The sequence below is a fragment of the Xanthomonas populi genome (genome assembly GCF_002940065.1).
GTDB classification, from domain to species: Bacteria; Pseudomonadota; Gammaproteobacteria; order Xanthomonadales; family Xanthomonadaceae; genus Xanthomonas; species Xanthomonas populi.
In genome coordinates, this window is record NZ_MDEJ01000073.1 from 1 (window position 1) to 19,594 (window position 19,594).

Below are 19,594 nucleotides of genomic sequence, written 5' to 3' on the forward strand. Positions count from 1 at the left end.
AATACTTGGATTCAAAACGCCCCTCGACGTCTTCTCCGAGGAGATCCTCAACAGCGTTGCGATTCAGAGTTGAATTCGCCAGGATATAGAATCGGAACGAAATTTAATACATTTGTGAATATGGCGGAGCGAATTTTTTGGGCGCTTGGATGGAAGGACGTACAGCACATAGACCTGCGAAAGATAACTAAGCGGAAACGTAAGCCAAGCGACCCCCCCGCTCTCGGCGACACGTTCTTCCGCTATTGAGCTATTAGAGTTGGATAGCCTTTCAACTAATGCTGAAGCCGCCGTTGAATTCGCCGCCTCAATGGCATCGTCTATACCAAATCTGGTGAATCGCTATGCGCGATAAATGATCCACGCTTCGTGCGGCCGATGCGCAACACTGCAGAGCCATCATCCAGTTCGCATGCAGGCTGTGCCGTCGTGCACACAACGCATTCGATGGCTTCGGGCTGACACGGCGCAGCGCATCGAGCTGTCGATGCAGTGCGGCCGGTATCGTACGCATCAGCATCGTGAGAAATCAGGATGCTGCCGGTTCACCATCAGCATGTTATTCGGCACCAAGAGCTGGTATGCCGGGGAATACACGCAAGCACGCGAATTTCCGCATGTAACCTGGATAAATTCGTCAAGACGTGGTCTTGCCGTTGCCGCAAGATTTTTTTCCTGCCCTGTTAGTCATCGGGCACGTGCTCTCGGGGGGGGGGGAGCCGCTTCGTCGTCTTGCGTGGATACCGGCTAGTTCGAGCGGCAAGTCAGTGCCGTGGTTTCTGTCGTGATCGATCTCTCACCGCGTGCTATCGCAGTGCGGCTTTGCCGTGCGCGCAGGTGGGCCGTTCTCCCTATGAAAGCACTAAGGACTCCCGATGTCGCCCAGCCGCTCCGCTGCCACACCGCAGTGCCTGCTTTGCAAGACCACCACGCTGGCCAAGGCGATCGTCCTCGGCGTGTCCGTCACCGCACTACCGGTGTCCGCGCAGCGTGCAGAAACTGCCGAAAATGCGACGCAGACCCTGGATCAGATCAACGTCACCGGTACTCATCTGCGCCGCGTCGATGCGGAGACGGCCAGCCCGGTCATCGTGGTCGACCGGCAGCGCATCGAAGACAGCGGCAAGAGCACATTGGGCCAGTTGTTGCAGCAATTGCCGGCGATGGCCGGCTTCATGCCCGGCCCCGCGCTCAACTCCGGTTTCAGCCATGGCCGCGCGCTGGTGTCGCTGCGCAATCTCGGCCCCGAACGCACGTTGGTATTGGTCAACGGTCATCGCATGGCCGGTCCTGCGAGCAGCGTGGCCTCTGCACCGGGCGTGGATGTCAATGCGATCCCCACCTCGATGGTGGAGCGGGTGGAAGTGCTCACCGATGGAGCCTCGTCGGTGTATGGCTCCGATGCGATCGGTGGCGTGGTCAACATCATTCTCAAGGACAAGTACGACGGTTTTGCCGCCACAGTCGATTACGCACAGAGCACGCATGGCGATGCCAACAGCCGCACGCTCGGCGTGGAGTGGGGTAAGACCTGGGAACGCGGCGGGTTGATCTTCGGACTCAGTCGCAATTCGATGAATCCGGTGTTCAATCGCGATCGCCAGTATGCCGCCAAAGCAGTGGAGTATCTCGACGGCCAGGTCAGCGAAATCCGTGGCGGCAACACACGCGCGTTCTTGAACGATGGGCGCGTGCTCACACCCGCAGAGGGTGTTGCACCTGGCGCGGTAGATGAAGATGCGTTTCGCCCTTATCAACGCGCGACCGACAGTTACAACGTCTACGACGCGCAGTATCTGATCACGCCGATCGAGCGCACCAACGCCTCGCTGCATGGCAGTTTTGAGTTCACCCCGAACGTGCAGGGCTACATGGATGTGTTCTGGACGCGCAGCAAGACCACCTCGCGGCTGGATGCGTTCGGCATGCAGATGGACGGCGCGGCCGACAATTACTACAACCCGTTCGGCGATCAATTGGACCGCTATCTGTTGCGCTCCACGCAGGCCAATACGGGCGTCTACACCGCGACGATGTTCCAGACCAACATCGTGGCCGGCTTGCGCGGCCGTGTGGAAGGCACCAGTTGGCAATGGGATGCCGCAGCCGGCTATGCGCGCTACAAAGACACCTTGGTGCGCACCGGGTTTTCGGTCACGTCCGCGTTGAACAACGCGGTGGGTGCCTCGTTCCTGGACAGCGATGGGGTGGTCAAGTGCGGTGCGCCGGGTGCGGTGATTGCAGGCTGCACGCCGATCAATATCTTCAACCCCAACGACCCGGCCACCATTGCCGCTTTGCGCGGCACGCAGCGGCCGGTGGATCTGATCGACGAGAGCCAGATGCGCTTTGTCGATCTCAGCGCCAATGGCGATCTGTTCAAGCTACCGGCCGGCACCGTGCAGGCCGCCGTCGGTCTGGTCTATCGCACCAACAAGTTTGCGCAAGGCACCAGCAGCGAGGTGGCGGCGGCCGATGCCGATGGCAATTGCGACTACAACGATGGCTGCATCCTCAAGCAGGGGCGCGACGAATCGGTACGTGAGGCGTATGCAGAACTGCTGGTGCCGCTGTTGAAGGAGGTCCTGTTCGCCAACAGTCTGAATCTCAATCTCGGCTCGCGCTACTCCAAGTACGACGCCTGGGGCGCCACGACCAACAGCAAGGTCGGCATCGAATGGCGGCCGGTCGCCAAACTGCTGGTGCGCGCAACCGGCTCGCAGGTCTTTCGCGCGCCGGCGCTGGGCGATCTGTATGGCTCGCCGTACACGGCTGTGATCGATAACACCGGCGATTTCCAGGACCCTTGCGAAGGTTTCACTGGCGCGCCCAATCCGGCCTGCGCGAACGTGTCCAACGATGGCAGTTTCCGCGACGCTGCGCAGTTCGATGTATTGACGTCCGGTGCGAACAATGTCGGATTCCAGCTCAAACCCGAGCGCGGTCGCTCCTATAACTTCGGTATCGTCTACGACCCGGATCAGATGCCCGGTTTGTCGCTCAATGTTGATAGCTGGCGGGTGGTGCTGGATGACATGCTGTCCGGTGCGGGCCTGCAGCAAGTGGTCAACGATTGCTTCGCAGGACGCGACGCCGCGTTCTGCCCGTTGATTCAGCGCGATGCGGCCGGCCAACTGACCCGTGTGTCGGTGCCGTTTTCCTACAATAGCGGCAAGGTGGATATCCGCGGCTACGATGCCGGTATCCATTACACGCTGGCCGATACCGCGTGGGGAGATTTTTCCGCCGGTCTGGACGCGACCTTCTTCTCCAGCTTTCGTTTTGCTGGCGAAACGCATAACTATGTTGGCGAAAATTCCAGCTGGGGCAACATGCCACGCTGGCGCGCGGTGGCCAATCTGGCCTGGGACAACGGGCCATGGCATGCGAGTTGGACCACCCGCTATCTGGGCCGTACCGTCAACGCAAGCGCATACGACGATTTCTGCGCCGACACCGAAGCCGATGGCAGCTGCCGTTACTTTCCGATCGGGTCGGTGGTCTACCACAACGCCTCGTTGAGCCGGAAGATCGCGCCTCTGCACAGCACGCTCGCCATCGGCGTGGACAACGTCGCCAACCGCGCCCCGCCGCGTTTCTATAGTTACTCCAACGCGGCCAACACCGATGCCACCACCTACGATACTTTGGGCCGCTACTTCTGGAGCAGAGTGCGGGTGGAGTTTTGAATTGCCGATGCAGGTGCTGACCGCGTGGCCTGGCGGCAGCGTTCAAGCAGCCTGCGCATGCCCAGATCCGGCATGATGTCGTTGCTGTATCGGCACCGGCGCTTGCTGGGCTTGGTGCAGCGTTCCGGTGCGGCAGCGCTGTTCTGGGGGTGCGCGGTCTTGAGCGTGCCGTCGGCAATCGCCAATGAAGTGCAGGATGCGCCGATTGCGGCGACCAACGCAGCCATCGGCGAGCCACGTTTTCGCGGGATCGCGCATCCGGTGCCTCACAGTGGTGTGGCATTCGCGCCTGGCGGACAATTGGCACGCATTTATGCTGTCGATCTCGCACGCGGGGCAGGGCAGGCGCCGGGCAAGGATTTCTGGATCGACCGCATGCTGGCGCGCGACGGCGAGGGCGGTGGGGCAGGCGATAACAACCAATGGCTGTTCACCCGCGGACGCGCCGCGTATCTGGCCGATCACCAACCTGCGCAACCCGGCTTCGTTGGCCAGGTGGCGTACTGGCATGCCACCGACTACGACGCGCTGCTGCGCATCCAGTCCACCCAAGACACGCAACCGGTGCAGTGGAAAGAGGACGCCACGCAGCGTCGCCAGACGCCCAGTTATTTCAGCGGCGTGTTCGACGATGCCAGCGCAGGGGTGCGCATGCGGTTGGTCAAGTACATCACCGAACAGAATGTCGCAGTGGCCAACCTCAGTTTGTCCAGCCTGGATGGCGTTGCGCACACGCTGTCGGTGCAGGCGCTTTCACCGATGGCGCAGCATGCAGACGGCAACGAATTGACCGGCGCCTTCGATGCCTACAACGCGATCACCACGGTGTTTGCGCGCCTGTCTGGCGATGGGTTTCGGGTGGACGGCCAGCGTCTGGTACGCGAGGTTGCCGTGCCCGCCACCGGCCAGAGCCAGGCAGTGAAACTGCAACTGGGCCTGCTGACGCACGAATTGCCGGAAGCGCGCGCCGAGTATATGCGCATCGCCGCGCAGTCGCCGCAGCAGGCTTATCAACAGCACGTCAGCAGCTACAACCGCTGGTTGGTGGACAACCTACCCTATCTGGAGACGCCCGAGGAGAACATCACCAAGAGCCTGTTTTATCGCTGGTGGGTGCTGCGCTTCAATATTCTCGATGCCAACGTGCCGGGCAACGACTATCAGTTTCCTGTCGCCATCGAAGGCGTGCTCGGCTACAACAACGCGATCGTGCTGACCACCGGCATGTTTCTGGACGACCTGAAGTATCTGCGCGATCCGCTCTATGCCTACGGCAGCTGGCTCAGTGCCGGCGAGACCGCGGGCGGCGGCAAGTACACCGACAATCCCGGCTCGCCGGAACATTGGTCAAACTCCTATGCGCACTACATTACTGCTTCGGCTTGGCGGTCGATGCAGTTGCATGGCGGACCGGCCGCACTCGCGCAAAAACTGGCGCGTTACGGTAGCGGCGATGTGGACGTGGTGCTGGCTGCCTACGATCTCAATCACAACGGCTTGATCGAATACGACTGGGCTGCGATGACCGGCAACGACGCCGATGCGGTGTCGTTCGACTGGGCCAAACAGCACGGCCAGATCCGCATGGATCGCACCGAAAGCGCGTACGTGTATGCCAACGCGCAGGCCGCAGCGCATGCCGCATTGCTGGCCGGCGACGCCGCGACGGCGCAACGCATGCAGTCCATCGCGCAACGCATCCGCAAAGCGGTGGTTGAGGTGCTGTGGCAGGACCACAGCGACTCAGCCGACTCGGTGGGCTTGCACGGCGATCTGCTCAAGCATCGCCAGGCCAAGGGTCCGCGGCTAGCGGTGGACTGGAAGGAAACCAACAACTACTACCCCTTCAGCGTAGGCTTGATGCCCAAGCAGGGCGATGCCGACGACGACCCCAAGTATGTGCGCGCATTACGCCTGTTCGCCGATGCGGCGCAGTACCCGCTGTTTCCGTTCTATACCGCCAACCAGGTCGACCTGCAGGCGCGCGGCAGTGGCGCCGATGCGGGCAGCAACAACTTTTCCACCATCAACGCCACCGTGGCTTTCCGTCTGTTCGGCGAAGCATTGCGTGATTACCCCAGCCCCTATCTGAGCGCGCAGAGTTACCGCAAATTACTTTACTGGAACGCGTGGGCGCCCTATATCGGCGGCGACAACCGCTACCCGGATCAAAACGAATTCTGGGCCAATGGCCGTGCGAAGAACGGCGGCAAGATCGGCTACCGCTCATGGATCCACCACACCCAATTGGGCGCGACCAATTTCACCATGATCGAAGATGCGATGGGCTTGCGTCCACGCAGCGACGACAGGATCGAGCTGTATCCGATCGATATCGGCTGGGAGTATTTTGCCGGCGAGAACCTGCGCTATCGCGATCGCAATCTGAGCATCGTCTGGGACCGCAGCGGTACCCATTACGGCGGCAAGGTGCGCAAAGGGTATAGCGTGTATCTGGATGACAGGCTGGCGTTTCGCGTCGACCGGCTGGCGCATGTGATCTACGACCCGGCGAGCGGCAAGGTGAGTGTGGCGCCGGATGCAGTCAATCGTAACGGTGTGGCGCACGTACTCGACGCACACCCCATGCAACTGGCGTCGATGTCGCAGGTGCGCTTTGCGAGCACATCGCGCACCGCGCAGACCCTTGCCAAGGCCGGTGTGGATGTGTCACTGCCCGCCACTGCCAGCCGCAATCTGGCCGAAGGCGCCGGTGTCACCGCCAGCTTTGCCGCGACCGGATTTGCCGCGTCTGCAGCGGTGGACGGCAGCACCGCCAGCACGCCGTTCTGGGGCACGGCCGGCTCGCCGGCGGCCAGCGACTGGATTGCGCTGGACCTGGGCCAAGCACGGCAACTGGACCAGCTGGTGGTGTATTTCTATCGCAGTTCTTCGCCTGCTGGCGAGCAACACGGCTTTGCGTCCGGCACCCGTCCCGGTTACGCCGCGCCTTGGATCTATGGTGTGCAGTACCAGGACCGAGGCAGCTGGAAGACCGTTCCGGGGCAGTTGCGCGATGCACCGTTTGCGCAAGGCAATCGCAACCGCGTGCGCTTTCCGCCGATCCGCGCGCGTGCGCTGCGCGTGGTGGTGACCCATGCCGGTAATGCGCGTACCGGCATCAAGGAAATTCAACTGTTCGACAGCGGTATGCCAGCGCCTGCACTCGCCGGCAATGGGCCGCCGCAGCTGCAGGCGTGGCAGCTGGACGATCCCGGTTCCGATGGCAGCGTAGTGGTGAATGGCCGCGTGGGCGATGACGGCTTGCCCAACGGCGCGCTGCACGTGCATTGGCAGACACAACACGCTCCCGACGGCGGTGAAGCGCTGTTTGCAGATGGCGCCGCGATGCGCACGGCGGTGCGCTTCACCCGCGCAGGGCGCTATACGCTGCGGCTAGTGGCCAACGATGGCGCGCTTGCCGGCCATGCCGATGTGCACGTGGATGCGCCCGACTCGCCGCCACTGCAGCAGGTGCCGTTACAGGGCATGGCCACTGCCAGCGCCGAGGTCACTAGTGCGCATCACCGCGTGGAGGCGCTCAACGACGGCTTCATTCCCGTTGTGGGAAGTGTGCCGGGCAACACGCGTCGCTGGGGCAGTTATGGCCGCGCGCAGCCTGCGTCGGTCTGGTTGCAGTACCAGTGGCCACGGCCGGTGCGGGTGTCCTCCAGCACGCTGTCGCTGTGGGACGACCAACCCGACGGCGGCGTAGCACCGCCCTCCAGCTGGAAGCTGCAGTTCCTGCGCGACGGGCAGTGGCAGGACATCGTGGCCAACGGGGGTTACCCGATTGCCGCTGGCGGCGCATCGAGTACGGCGCCCTTTGCGCCCGTCGTGACAAGCGGGCTGCGCGCAGTGCTGATGACGAAAGCAACTGCGAGCGGGCATGCGGCAGTTGGCGTGGACGAATGGCAGGTGCTGTCCGAGCTGCCGAAGCAGCTTGAATCGATCGATCTGCGCACCGCGCCGGGGCAGCTGCCCACGCTGCCGCAGGACGTCACCGCGTTCTTCGCCGATGGCAGCGTGCTGCCTGTTGCGGTGCAGTGGGCGCAGTTGCCAGCGGATCGCTTGAGCAGGGAGGGAGCAGTGGAGCTACAAGGCATGGTGGAAGGTGTGATTCCGATCAAGGCCACCCTCTGGGTGCGTGCAACGCCTCCAGGGCAGATCACTACCGTGCAGGCTTGGCCGGCGGTGAGCGCGGTGGCGAAGCATGCACCGACGCTGCCTGCTTTTGTCACCGTGCACTACAACGACGGCTCGCGCGAGCGGCTGCCGGTGCAGTGGCCGGCGCTAGCACCGGCGCGCTACGCGCAACCCGGCGAGATCGCGTTGATCGGCACCGCCCAGGGGCGTGCACCTACCGGGCAGGTGTCGGTTCCCCTCACGCTACAGATCAAGGCGGTCACTCCATGACTGGCATCCTCATCCGCGCGTTTGCGTGTACGTTGTCGCTGGCCAGTGTTCCAGCATGTGCCGCAGCGCCACCACAAGGCGAACACCTGCAGGCGCCCGGCAACCCGATCCTTGCCGATGGCAGCATGTATTCGGCCGACCCGGCGCCATTGGTGGCCGATGGCAAGCTCTACATCCTGGCCGGGCGCGATACCGCCGCGCCCGACCAGAACGCCTTCGTCATGCCGGGTTGGCAGTTGTTCGTCAGCAGCGACCCGGGCAGCGGGCAGTGGATGCATTACCGCGACGTGCTGCGCCCGCACCAGGTGTTCGCCTGGGCCGAAAAACGCTACGCCTACGCCGCGCAGATCGTGCATGGGCCGGATGGGCGCTATTACCTGTATGCGCCGGTGCAGCAACGCGACTCAGCCAACCCGGATCCGTTCGCGATTGGCGTGGCGGTGGCCGACAGCCCGCTCGGCCCATGGACCGATGCGCATCCGCAAGGGCCGGTGGTGTCGCAGTCGGTGCCCAACCCCAACGCCATCCAGAACATCGACCCGACCGTGCTGGTGGACGACGATGGGCGCGTGTATCTGTACTGGGGCACCTTCGGCGCGTTGTATGGCGTTGAGCTGCAGCGCGACATGGTCAGCTTCAAGGGCACGCCCGTGCGGGTGGACACGCTGGCGGGCTATTTCGAAGCGCCCTGGTTGTTCAAGCGCAACGGCAGCTATTACCTGGCGTATGCGGCCAACAATGCCGGACGCGATTCCGCCTGCACGCCCACGCTCTATCACGCGTGCATCGCCTATGCGAGCGCGCCGACGCCGCTGGGGCCGTGGACCTATCGCGGCATCGTCTTGCCGCCGGTGTCTTCGACCACCTCGCACCCCGGCATCGTCGCCTTCGACAAGCAGTGGTATCTGGTCTATCACACCGCCGATGCGCAGGGCGGCGGGCATTTCCGCCGCAGCGTGGCCATCGATCGCCTGGAGTGGGACGACAGCACACACCCGGCCAGCATCCGCACCGTCATCCCCACCCGGCGCCCCCTGCCGCCAATACCGCCGCAGCGCAATCAGGCGCCTGCCGCCTACGCCACTGCCTCCAACGGCCCGGACATTGCGCTGCAGTACTGGATGGCCGCGCTCAACGACGGCATCGTCAAGGCCAATCCGCTGCCACCGCAACTGTGGGGAAGCTGGACGCCCGACAATCCGCCGCAGCACTGGATTCAATATAGTTGGGCGCAGCCGGTGACCCTGGATCGCACTCGCATCGTGTTCTGGGCCGATCAGCCGGCCGGTGCCGAGATCGGCGTGGCGCCGCCAGCGCGTTGGCATCTGGAATTTCGACAAGGCGGGCAATGGCATCCGGTGCGGCCGACCGACAGCTATGGCACGCGCACCGATCGCTACGAAGCGGTGTCGTTCGCACCGGTGACCACGCGCTGCGTGCGCGCGGTGCTGGATGCGTCCGGCGCGGGAACCCGCCACGCCGCGCTGGCGGTGCAGGAATGGGAAGTGTTGGCGCCGCAGCCGCAGCGTCTGCCTGCGGCCAGTGCTGCAGACAGCACACGCTGCGATGCGCGCTAGAGCGGCCGAAAAGTGCTGGCGCGCGCATGCTGGGTGGACGCTGGCGGCGACGCAATCGTCGGCGTACGGGCAGGGTGCACGCCGATTCGGGTACTCACCGCGCTGCCCACAACCCATCCCTCTCATCCCACCGTGCATGACAGACGCTGATCGTGACCACGCTCTATCCCCGGACAAACGCATGAAGCCACAGCTGCACCACTCACAGACTTCCCGGTTACAGCGCATCGCAGCGTGGTGTCTGAGCATCGCGCTCTGCTCGCTGTCGGCAAGCGCAGTCGCTGCATCGGTAGCGCCCACGCCCACGCCGGCGCAGTACGCGCAGGCAATCGGTCTGTCCGATCACTACGCGTCCCTGGTCGACCAACAACCGACGGCGCCGGTGTGGGTCGATGCGAGGCGGTTTCTCTATCGGCGCGGCGTGGCACGCCCCAACTAGGCACCGGCCATCGAGTACCGCCTGGTGGATGCAGCCAGTGGCCGCAATACGCTGGCGTTCGATCACGCGCGGCTGGCGGCGGCGTTGACGCAGGCCGGTGCGCAACGCGTCGATGCAGCGAAGCTGGAGCTGGAGCAGCCCACCCTGGAACAGCAGCGCTTGCGCTTCCAACTGGCACGTTTCGGCTGGCAATGCGACCTGGCGCGCTATCGCTGCGCGCATGTGCCCGAACGCGACGTGCCGGCCGAGTCGATGGATCTGCGTCTGCCGCTCAAGCAGGGCGAACGCGAGGCCAAGCTATCGCCGGATGGTCGCTGGCGTGCCTGGGTGGAGCAGGCCAATCTGGTGATCGCCCCGGCGGGCGGTGGCGAGCGCAGCGTGCTCAGTGGCGACGGCAGTGCGGGTGATTACTACGCGCTCGACAGCGTGGTGTGGTCGCCGGATTCGCAGCATCTGGCCGCGTATCGGGTCAAGGCGCCGCCGCCGCGCGTGGTCTATTACATCGAATCGGCGCCGGCCGATCAGGTGCAACCCAAGTTGCACCAACAGGTCTATCCCAAGCCGGGCGATGTGTTGCCGGTGATGCAGCCGGTGGTGTTCGACATCGCCACGCGCGCCGGGCATCCGGTCGCGATGACGCTGCTGCCCAATGCCTTCACCTTGAGCGAGATGGTCTGGTGGAAAGACAGCCGCGGTTTCACCTTCGAATACAACGCGCGTGGGCATCAGCTGTATCGTGTGATCGAGGTGGACGCACGCACCGCTGTCGCACGCAGCTTGATCGAAGAAACCTCGCCCACCTTTATCGAATACTCCGAACTCAGCGGCGATCACGAAAACGGCGGCAAGCATGCGCGGCGCGATCTTGCCGACGGCGCGCAGATCTTATGGGCGTCCGAACGCGATGGATGGGAGCATGTGTATCTGTACGACGGCCGCAGCGGCGAGGCGATCCGCCAGGTCACACGCGGCGATTGGGTGGTACGCAAGCTCGATTACATCGACGAGGCCGCAGGGCAGTTGTACTTCACCGCCTCCGGCATGCAGCCCGGCGAAGACCCGTATTACCGCCACGCCTATCGCATCGGCCTGGACGGCCGCGGGCTTACTGCATTGACACCAATGGCCGCCGACCATCAGGTCAGTTATTCGCCGGATGGAAAGTGGTTGCTGGATCTTTACTTGCGCGTTGATCTTGGGCCGGTGTTGGAGTTGCGGCGCAGTGTCGATGGCGGCCTGGCACGCACGGTGGAGCGTACCGATCTGAGTCGCCTGCAGGCCGCCGGTTGGCAGCCACCGCTGCCGTTCCATACCACCGGGCGCGATGGCAAGACCGAGATCTGGGGTGTGATCCAGCGCCCGCAGCATATGGATGCGCAGCAGCACAACCGCGTGATCGAAGACATCTACGCCGGCCCACAGGGCTCGTTCGTGACGAAGAGTTTCACCCCGCGCGTGCCGGCGCTGACCGCTCTGGGCTTTGCGGTCGCGCAGATCGATGGCATGGGCACCAACAATCGCTCGCGCGCCTTCCACGATGTGGCCTGGCGCAATCTCAAGGATGCCGGCTTGCCGGATCGTATCGCCTGGCATAAGGCCGCCGCCGCGCAGTACCCGTGGTACGACATCGGCGGCGGCGGCGGTGTCGGTGTCTACGGCACCTCGGCAGGCGGCCAGAACGCATTGGGCGCGCTGCTGTTCCATCCGGAATTCTATGTGGCGGGTGTGGCCAATTCCGGTTGCCACGACAACCGCATGGACAAGATCTGGTGGAACGAACAATGGATGGGCTGGCCGGTGGGCCCGTGGTACGCCGAATCGTCGAACGTGGAAAATGCCGCGCGGCTGCAAGGCCATCTGCTGCTGGTCACCGGCGATATGGATATGAATGTCGACCCGGCCAGCACCTTCCAGGTGGCCGACCGCCTGATCAAGGCCGGCAAGGACTTCGACCTGCTGGTGGTACCCGGCGGCGACCACGGCGCTGGTGGCGATTACGGCAAGCGCCGTGTGCTGGATTTTTTCCTGCGCTGGATGCAGCAATCGCCAACCCGGGACTGGAATCGCACGCTGCCTGCCCAGGCTCCGTAGGCCAGCCGTGCGCTGCGCGCGAGTGCCGCGCGCGCAACCGCGCGCCATTGCCTGCGTGTGCACACAGCTGCCGCCGCACGCTCTGTATTCATGCGCGAGCATATGCGAAATCACGCGGATTTTTGCGCCGGTTTCGCCTTGAAAAGGCGGTCTTTCCTACAAGACCGCGCAACCGTCTCGGGTCACGATGCAGTGGGGGAGTCATCGCGTTACCGTCAGCCGCAGTGGTGTCGTGGTGTCCTGCGCTCAGTGGGCAGACATGGCTGCGGATCCGCTTGCGCTGCACACAGTGAGGTGGTCCATGCAAAGCCCGCGTAGGTTGCAATTCCGATCGATCCCGTTGTTGATCTGCTGGACCACCTGCGGCGCATTGCTGCCTGTTGCGGGCCTGCGCGCGCAACAGGCAACCGGTGGGGTGTATGGCAGTGTCGCGGCGGAGGTGGCCGCACAGGCGCGCATCGTGGTGCGCAATCTCGACACCGGCGCCATGCAGACGCGCACGCCCAACGCCGATGGCAGGTTCAATGTGGGTGGGCTTGCGCCAGGGTCCTATCGGGTGGAGCTGCAACTGGGCGCGGCAACCACTGCCGCACGCGAGGTGCTGGTCCGGCCCGGCAGCGCAGCCGCCGTTGCCAGCTTCGGCGCCGACGATGGGCAGGCTGCCAGCAGCCTGGAAACGGTGCAGGTACGCGCCGATGTACTCAACAACGCGTCCGACAACACCACCCCCATCGATGTCAGCACCCCGATCCTGGTACGCCAATACAACCAGACGCTGTTTCGCAAGACCGGGGTGGATACCAGCGGTGCCACCGATGGTGGCAGCTACGCCAATCTGCTCACCCAGCTGCCACTGATCTACATGTCGCAGGTCACCTCGGGGCAGGGCTCGGGATTGGCCTCGTTCAATGGCGGCTCCGGGACCGAGACCCGTTACTACATCAACGAATTCGACACCACCTTCGACTACACCGGCGCCGGTGCCAGTGCGGTACCGGGCGACATGATCGGTTCGGCACAGATCATCGCCAACGGTGCATCGGCCAAGTATTCCAACGCGATGGGCGGCTCGGTCGCGGCCACCACCAAGACCGGCGACAACACCCTGCGTGCCGGTTTTGCCTCCTCGATCGGCCTGCCGTCCTCGCGTCTGCTCAACCCCAAGGTACGCCCGCCGTTGATCGAACAACGCGATGGCGTCAACCGTTACCTGTACCAGGATCTGAGCACCAACGGCCAGACCGGGACCTCGTTCAACAACACCTACAGCCTGTCCGGGCCACTGATACGCGACACCCTGTTCTTCAACGTGGTAGTGCAGAACAACCGGCCGCAGGCGCAGGCGCAATTCATGGCCGGAGAGATCGGCGATCAGTGGCGCACCACGCGCTCGGCCTACAACAACCCGGCCGTCAACCTCAACTGGGTCATCAGCGATGCGCAGCAGTTCGACCTCACCGCCGCACACTCGGACCGCAAGAACTACACCCGCATCGACACCCTGGCAGAGCCGTCCAATCCGCAGTCCGCGCGCAGCTATCTGCGCGATGTGTTGTTCGAAAGCGAAGACAGATTCTATCTGGGCCGCTATCGCTGGCAGATCGACCAGGCCATGGATCTGTCGCTGATGGCCGGCTATTTCAGCCATATGGAAAAGAACACCTTCTCCGATGCCGGGTTGTATGCGGTGCGCCTGGACGAACAAGGCGGGGCCGAAAACATCCTGGCCAGCGGATTGCGCGATGCGCAGGAGCCGGTCGCTTACCGCAAGCGCGGCTTGCGTGCCGATTTCACCTGGCAGCTGGGTGCGCACAAGTTGCAGATGGGCGCAGAGCATTACGACCTGTCGTTCGACAGCTTCAGTGTCTACGGCCGCAACGGCGATTACCGCTATTACAACTATGGCCGCGCGCACGACTGGCCCGTGGTCGGCGATCTGGTGGTGCCGGCCAATACGCCGGTGCTGCTGACGCGCATCTTCAGCAGCGGCGGCCCGCTGACCCAGGTCAACCGCGGCGGTTACATCGAAGACTACTGGCAGGCGGCCGACGCTTGGGTGGTGTACGGCGGTGTGCGGCGCGACAACAGCGGTGCGCGTCTGGCCAATGGCCGCACGTGCTGAGCACCTATACCACCTCGCCACGGCTGGGCGTGTCCTGGGACGTGCGCGGCGACAGCTCGATGAAACTCGGTGCCAGCGCGGGCCTGTACACCATGCCGGTGCCCGGCGTGATTCTGACCAGCCTGTTCAACGATTTCAGCGATGTCTACACCGCCTACACCTACAGCGGCATCAATCCCGACGGCACCCCGGTCGCACCGCAACAGATCGGCAGCTACACCGATGCCAGCACCATCGGCGAGCCGGTCACGCTGACCGCGCGCAACCTGCGCAATGCGCGCCAGGACAGCTACACCGTCTACCTGCAGGACAATCAGCTGCTGCCGCACTGGTCCAGCACGCTGGAGTTCAACCACAGCTCGGTCAAGCGGGCGCTCGCGGTCTGGAATGACCTCAACAGCAACCTCTCCAGCCCGGCCTATGTCTACCTGCAGTCGTTGGGGTATGCAGACCCGCAGATCGACAACAACCTGCTGATCAATCCGGGCCGCGCGGTGGTGCTGGACAACGATCTGGACGGCGATGGCCGGCGCGAACGGGTGACGATCCCCGGCAGTGCGACCGGGCTGGCCAAGCCGCGCCGCGAGAGTGACAGCGCCAGTGTGGAACTGGTGCACCCGGAGACGCCGGAGCAACCGTTCTTCGTCAAGTTCGGCTACACCTGGAAGCATGTCTACGGCAACTACGAGGGCTATTATGGCGAGACCAACGGCAACGTGCTGGGCGCGCCGAACTTCCGCTATGGCTCGCTATCGGCCGGCAGCAGCGGCGCCTTGCCGGCCGATGTGCGGCATGTGGTGCTCCTCAATGCCGCGCATACCTTCGGTGCCAGCGGCCTGTCTTTGGGCTTCGGCGCGGCCTGGCAGAGCGGGTCGCCGCGCTCGTGCTACAGCCAGTATCCGGATCCGGACAATGCGGCTTACGACGCCGGCCTGTCGGCGTTCTACTGCAATGGCGTGGCGGTCTCGCGCGGCAGCCTCGGGCGGTTTCCCAGCTGGTGGACACTGGATATGAATGCCGCCTACGAGAAGCGCTGGGGGCCGCAACTGCTGCGGATCGAACTCAACGTGGGCAACCTGCTCAACCAGAACACCGAGATCGCAGCGGTGCCGTTCTATGGCGCCTACACCGGGCAGGTGGACGGCCGGCCGACCTGGCAACGCGATATCTACTACGGCGCTAGGACCGAACTCTATCCGCGTACCACCGGGCTGATCCTGCGCTACACCTGGAACTGACGATGCACGACGACGCCTCCACACCTGTCCCTTCCTGTCCGCCTGCGCCCGCGCAGTGCGATCACGGCCTGCCTGCCGATGCCGCGCGGCGCCGTCTGCTGCAATGGAGCGCACTGGCCGTGGCCGCCGGCTGGCTGCACTTTCCGGCGGACGTTGCCGCCAGCCAGGCCGGCGCGATGACCGCGCTACCGCTGCAGGCGGTCAGGCTGATGCCCTCGTTGTTTCTGGACTCGCTGCAGACCAACCGGCGCTATCTGCTCGAGCTGGAACCGGACCGGCTGCTGCACAACTTCCTGCATTACGCCGGTCTGCCCGCCAAGGCGCCCGCGTACGGTGGCTGGGAGGGCGACACCATCGCCGGGCACAGCCTGGGACATTATCTGAGTGCGCTGTCGAAGATGACGGCGCAGACCGGCGATGCGGCCTTGCGCGAGCGGGTGGACTATATCGTCGGCGAGCTCGCACGCGCCCAGGCGCGCGATCCCGATGGCTATGTGGGTGGGTTGACCCGCAAGAACGCGGACGAGCAGATCGAAGCGGGCAAGCAGGTGTTCGAGCAGGTGCGCCGCGGGGTGATTCAGGCCAGTGCGTTCAACCTCAATGGCAGCTGGTCGCCGCTGTACACCGTGCACAAACTGTTCGCCGGCCTGCTCGATGCCGACGCGCTGGCAGGCAATACGCAGTCGTTGCAGGTGCTGCAACCGTTGGCCGGCTATCTGGCCGACGTGTTCGACGGACTCAGCCACGCCCAGCTGCAGGCGCTGCTGGACAGCGAATTCGGCGGGCTCAACGAGTCGTACCTGGAACTGGGCGCGCGCACCGGCAACCCGCGCTGGATCGCCATCGGCCAGCGCCTGCGCCACGACAAGGTGATCGACCCGGCGCAGGCCGGCAAGGACGCGTTGCCGCACCATCACGCCAACACCCAGGTGCCCAAGTTCATCGGCGCCGCGCGTCAATTCGAAGTGGCCGCAGATGCCGATGCCGCCGCTGCGGCACGCTTCTTCTGGGAAACGGTCACCGGCCATTACAGCTACGTGATCGGCGGCAATGCCGACCGTGAGTATTTTCAGGCGCCCGACAGCATCGCCAGCTTTCTCACCGAGCAGACCTGCGAGCACTGCAACAGCTACAACATGCTCAAGCTGACCCGCCACCTGTATCAGTGGACGCCGCAGGCGCGCTACTTCGATTACTACGAACGCACCTTGTACAACCACACCATGGCCGCGCAGCATCCGGCCACCGGCATGTTCACCTACATGACACCGATGATTACCGGTGGCGAACGCGGCTTCTCCGACAAATTCGATTCGTTCTGGTGCTGTGTCGGCAGCGGCATGGAGGCGCACGCGCAGTTCGGCGATTCCATCTACTGGCATGCCGCCGATACGCTGTACGTCAATCTCTATATTCCCTCGGCGCTGGACTGGCGCAACCGTGACTTCGCGCTGCAACTGGACAGCGGCGTGCCCGACAACGGCAACGTGCGGATGCAGATCACCCGCGCCGGCAGCCGCGCGCCGCGGCAGGTGTCGCTGCGGATTCCCGGCTGGTGCCAGGGCGCCTTTGCGCTGCATGTCAACGGCGTGGCACAACAGATTGCGGCGGTGGACGGCTATGCGGTAGTGGCACGCCGTTGGCGCGTGGGCGATGTGCTCGAGCTGGCGCTGCAGATGCCGCTGCGGCTGGAACACGCGGCCGGCGACCCGCAGACGGTGGTGGTGATGCGCGGCCCGCTGGCGCTTGCCGCGGATCTGGGCGAGGTGGACGCGCCCTACGATGCGCCGGATCCGGTGCTGGTCAGCGCGGCCTCGCCGCTTGCGGAGTTCGCCGCCCTGCCGCAGCCGGGGCATTACCTGGCCCACAGCGTGCGGCCGCAGCCGCTACGCTTCGTGCCGTTCTATGCACAGTACGAGCGGCGCAGCGCGCTGTATCTGAAACGGATGACGCCAGTACAATGGGCGCTCGAACAGACCCGGCGCGCGCAGCAGCAAACCGAACGCAGCGCTTTGTTGAGCCATGCGGTGGACACGATCCAGTTCGGCGACGAGGCCTCCGAGCAGGCGCATGGCCTCACCAGCGACACCTCGTTCGGCGGCACCTATCGCCGCCAGCAATGCCGCGACGTGCGCGGCAAGGGCTTCGTGCAATTCCGCATGAAAGGCAGCGCTGCGCCGCTGCGCCTGCGGCTGCGCTTCTGGGGCAGCGACAAGGGCCGCTTCAACGTGCTGGTCGACGGCAAGCTGGCCGTCGCCGTGCAGGTGGAGCGGGGCGAGGTCATCGATTTCATCGATCGCGACTACCCGCTGCCGCCCGCACTCACGCGCGCGCCGCTGCTGACCTTGCGGATCGAGCCACAGCAGGGCGACACCGCAGGGCCGCTGTTCGGCGGCTGGTTGCTGCCTGCCTGAGCTACTGCGCGCGGTGGTCGACGGTCGCAGCATGCGCATGGCGAGGCAGGCCGTGAGGCCCTCGGCGTGCGCGTCGGCCCGCCGCACATGCTTGGCTTGATGCCGGCTCCATTCTGTTTTGCGTGACAGCCAGTGTCCGGCACAGCGGCCGACCATGCAGTTTTCCGCACGCGCTTTCAGTAAATGCGACAAGACTTTGCGCACGCGCACGGGCACATTTTGACCAGTTAATGAAATCGGGGCGCATGGTCGCCTCCTGTGCGGGCCAACTCCTTCCGACAGCGCGCAGCGTCGCGCGGCCGCTCGCGGTTGCGCGCATTGCAGCGTGTCTGCGTCTTCAGTGCGTGGCCGTCGCAAAGCGTGTCGCTGCCGCGTGTCGCTGTTATCCGTTTCGATTCGCGCTGGCGCAAGCCGGCAGGTATATGTGTTGCCCATCGTTTTGTCTGTCGTTGCAATCAGGAGCCCTCCGCATGTCGCTGTTGCCGCTATCGCCTTCCCTCCGCAGCCGCGCTGCGAGTTCGTATCCGGCACCTAGCCTGCTTGTCAGCGCGCTGATGATGGCGCTTTGAGCAAGCGCGGCGGCCCCCGTGTACGCGCAGCAGGCAGACAACAGCGGCGATGCGCAGCAGACGCTCGACAGCGTGGTCGTCACCGGCTCGCGCCTGCGCCGCGTTGATACCGAAACCGCCAACCCGGTGATCAGCGTCAGCCAGGAACAGATTGCCGCCACCGGCAAGGCCACCGTCGGCGACCTGCTGCAGGAGCTGCCATCGATCGCCGGCAACGCCACCAACCCGAATACCAACAACGGCGGCGGCACCGGTGCCTCGGCGATTTCGCTGCGCGGTCTGGGCGACAAACGCACGCTGGTGCTGGTCAATGGCATCCGGCTCGCCTACAACGATGTCAACGCGATTCCAGCCACCATGATCGAGCGCATCGAAGTGCTCAGCAATGGCGCTTCTGCGGTGTATGGCTCCGACGCCATCGGCGGGGTGGTCAATTTCATCCTGCGCACGCGCTTCGATGGCGTGCAGTTCAGCAGCGACTTCGGCACCAGCAGCGAAGGCGATGGCAACCGCCGCAACTTCGCCCTGACCACCGGCAAGACCTGGGAGCGCGGCAGCCTGATCGCCGGTTTGTCGTACCACAACATCGACCCGGTCTCGGCAGCGGCGCGCGACTATTCCAAGGACGCGCTTGCGTTGACCAACGGGCAACCGGTGAAGCAGGGCTCGTCCGCCACGCCCACCGGTACGGTCAATTTCAACGATGGCTCGGATCAGTCCACGCAGCTTGCGCAGGCCAACGGCTGCGCGCGCGTCACCCTCAATCGCGGCGTCGTCGGACGTGCGGGCCCCGGTGATTTCCACTGTTACAACGCCAGCGCCGATTCTTACAACTATCAGCCGTTCAATCTGTTGCAGACCCCGCAAAAGCGCACCAATGCCTTTCTGCTGGGCACCTATCGTTTCACCGACAACGTCGAAGGCTACGTCAACACCTGGTTCAGTAAAACCGAATCCGCCTCTGAGGTATCCCCACGTTTTTCAGCCCATGACCATCTGGTTGTAGACGTGTTCGGGCAGTGTGCGTAATCGCTCCAGA

6 protein-coding genes and 2 pseudogenes are annotated in these 19,594 nt (G+C 64.2%); all 8 read left to right on the forward strand.

Annotated elements, in window-relative coordinates:
* Positions 1–875: 875 nt before the first annotated feature.
* The gene (locus XpopCFBP1817_RS12700; protein ID WP_128417408.1) at positions 876–3,689 is read left to right on the forward strand and encodes a TonB-dependent receptor plug domain-containing protein; all 2,814 of its coding nucleotides are present in this window, start codon (positions 876–878) and stop codon (positions 3,687–3,689) included.
* Between the two features lie 57 nt (positions 3,690–3,746).
* On the forward strand, positions 3,747–8,105 hold the full coding sequence (locus XpopCFBP1817_RS12705) for an Ig-like domain-containing protein (RefSeq protein WP_128417409.1): 4,359 nt from the start codon (positions 3,747–3,749) through the stop codon (positions 8,103–8,105).
* Positions 8,102–9,682, forward strand: coding sequence for a family 43 glycosylhydrolase (locus XpopCFBP1817_RS12710; RefSeq protein ID WP_128417410.1), 1,581 nt, complete (start codon positions 8,102–8,104; stop codon positions 9,680–9,682). Before XpopCFBP1817_RS12705 ends, XpopCFBP1817_RS12710 begins: the two co-directional genes overlap by 4 nt.
* A 181-nt stretch (positions 9,683–9,863) precedes the next feature.
* Positions 9,864–12,212, forward strand: a pseudogene (locus tag XpopCFBP1817_RS12715) (DPP IV N-terminal domain-containing protein).
* Between the two features lie 343 nt (positions 12,213–12,555).
* A complete protein-coding gene (locus tag XpopCFBP1817_RS12720) occupies positions 12,556–14,334 on the forward strand; it encodes a TonB-dependent receptor (protein ID WP_208619611.1) in 1,779 nt (592 codons plus the stop codon).
* Positions 14,328–15,572 carry a hypothetical protein gene (locus XpopCFBP1817_RS12725; protein WP_128417412.1) on the forward strand — a complete coding sequence of 415 codons (1,245 nt, stop codon included), beginning with the start codon at positions 14,328–14,330 and terminating at the stop codon, positions 15,570–15,572. Before XpopCFBP1817_RS12720 ends, XpopCFBP1817_RS12725 begins: the two co-directional genes overlap by 7 nt.
* Positions 15,573–15,574: 2 nt before the next feature.
* Positions 15,575–17,986 (forward strand): glycoside hydrolase family 127 protein, encoded by a 2,412-nt coding sequence (locus tag XpopCFBP1817_RS12730; RefSeq protein ID WP_128417413.1) that lies wholly within the window; start codon positions 15,575–15,577, stop codon positions 17,984–17,986.
* Between the two features lie 587 nt (positions 17,987–18,573).
* Positions 18,574–19,560, forward strand: a pseudogene (locus XpopCFBP1817_RS12735) (TonB-dependent receptor plug domain-containing protein); the annotation flags it as partial.
* Positions 19,561–19,594 lie beyond the last annotated feature (34 nt).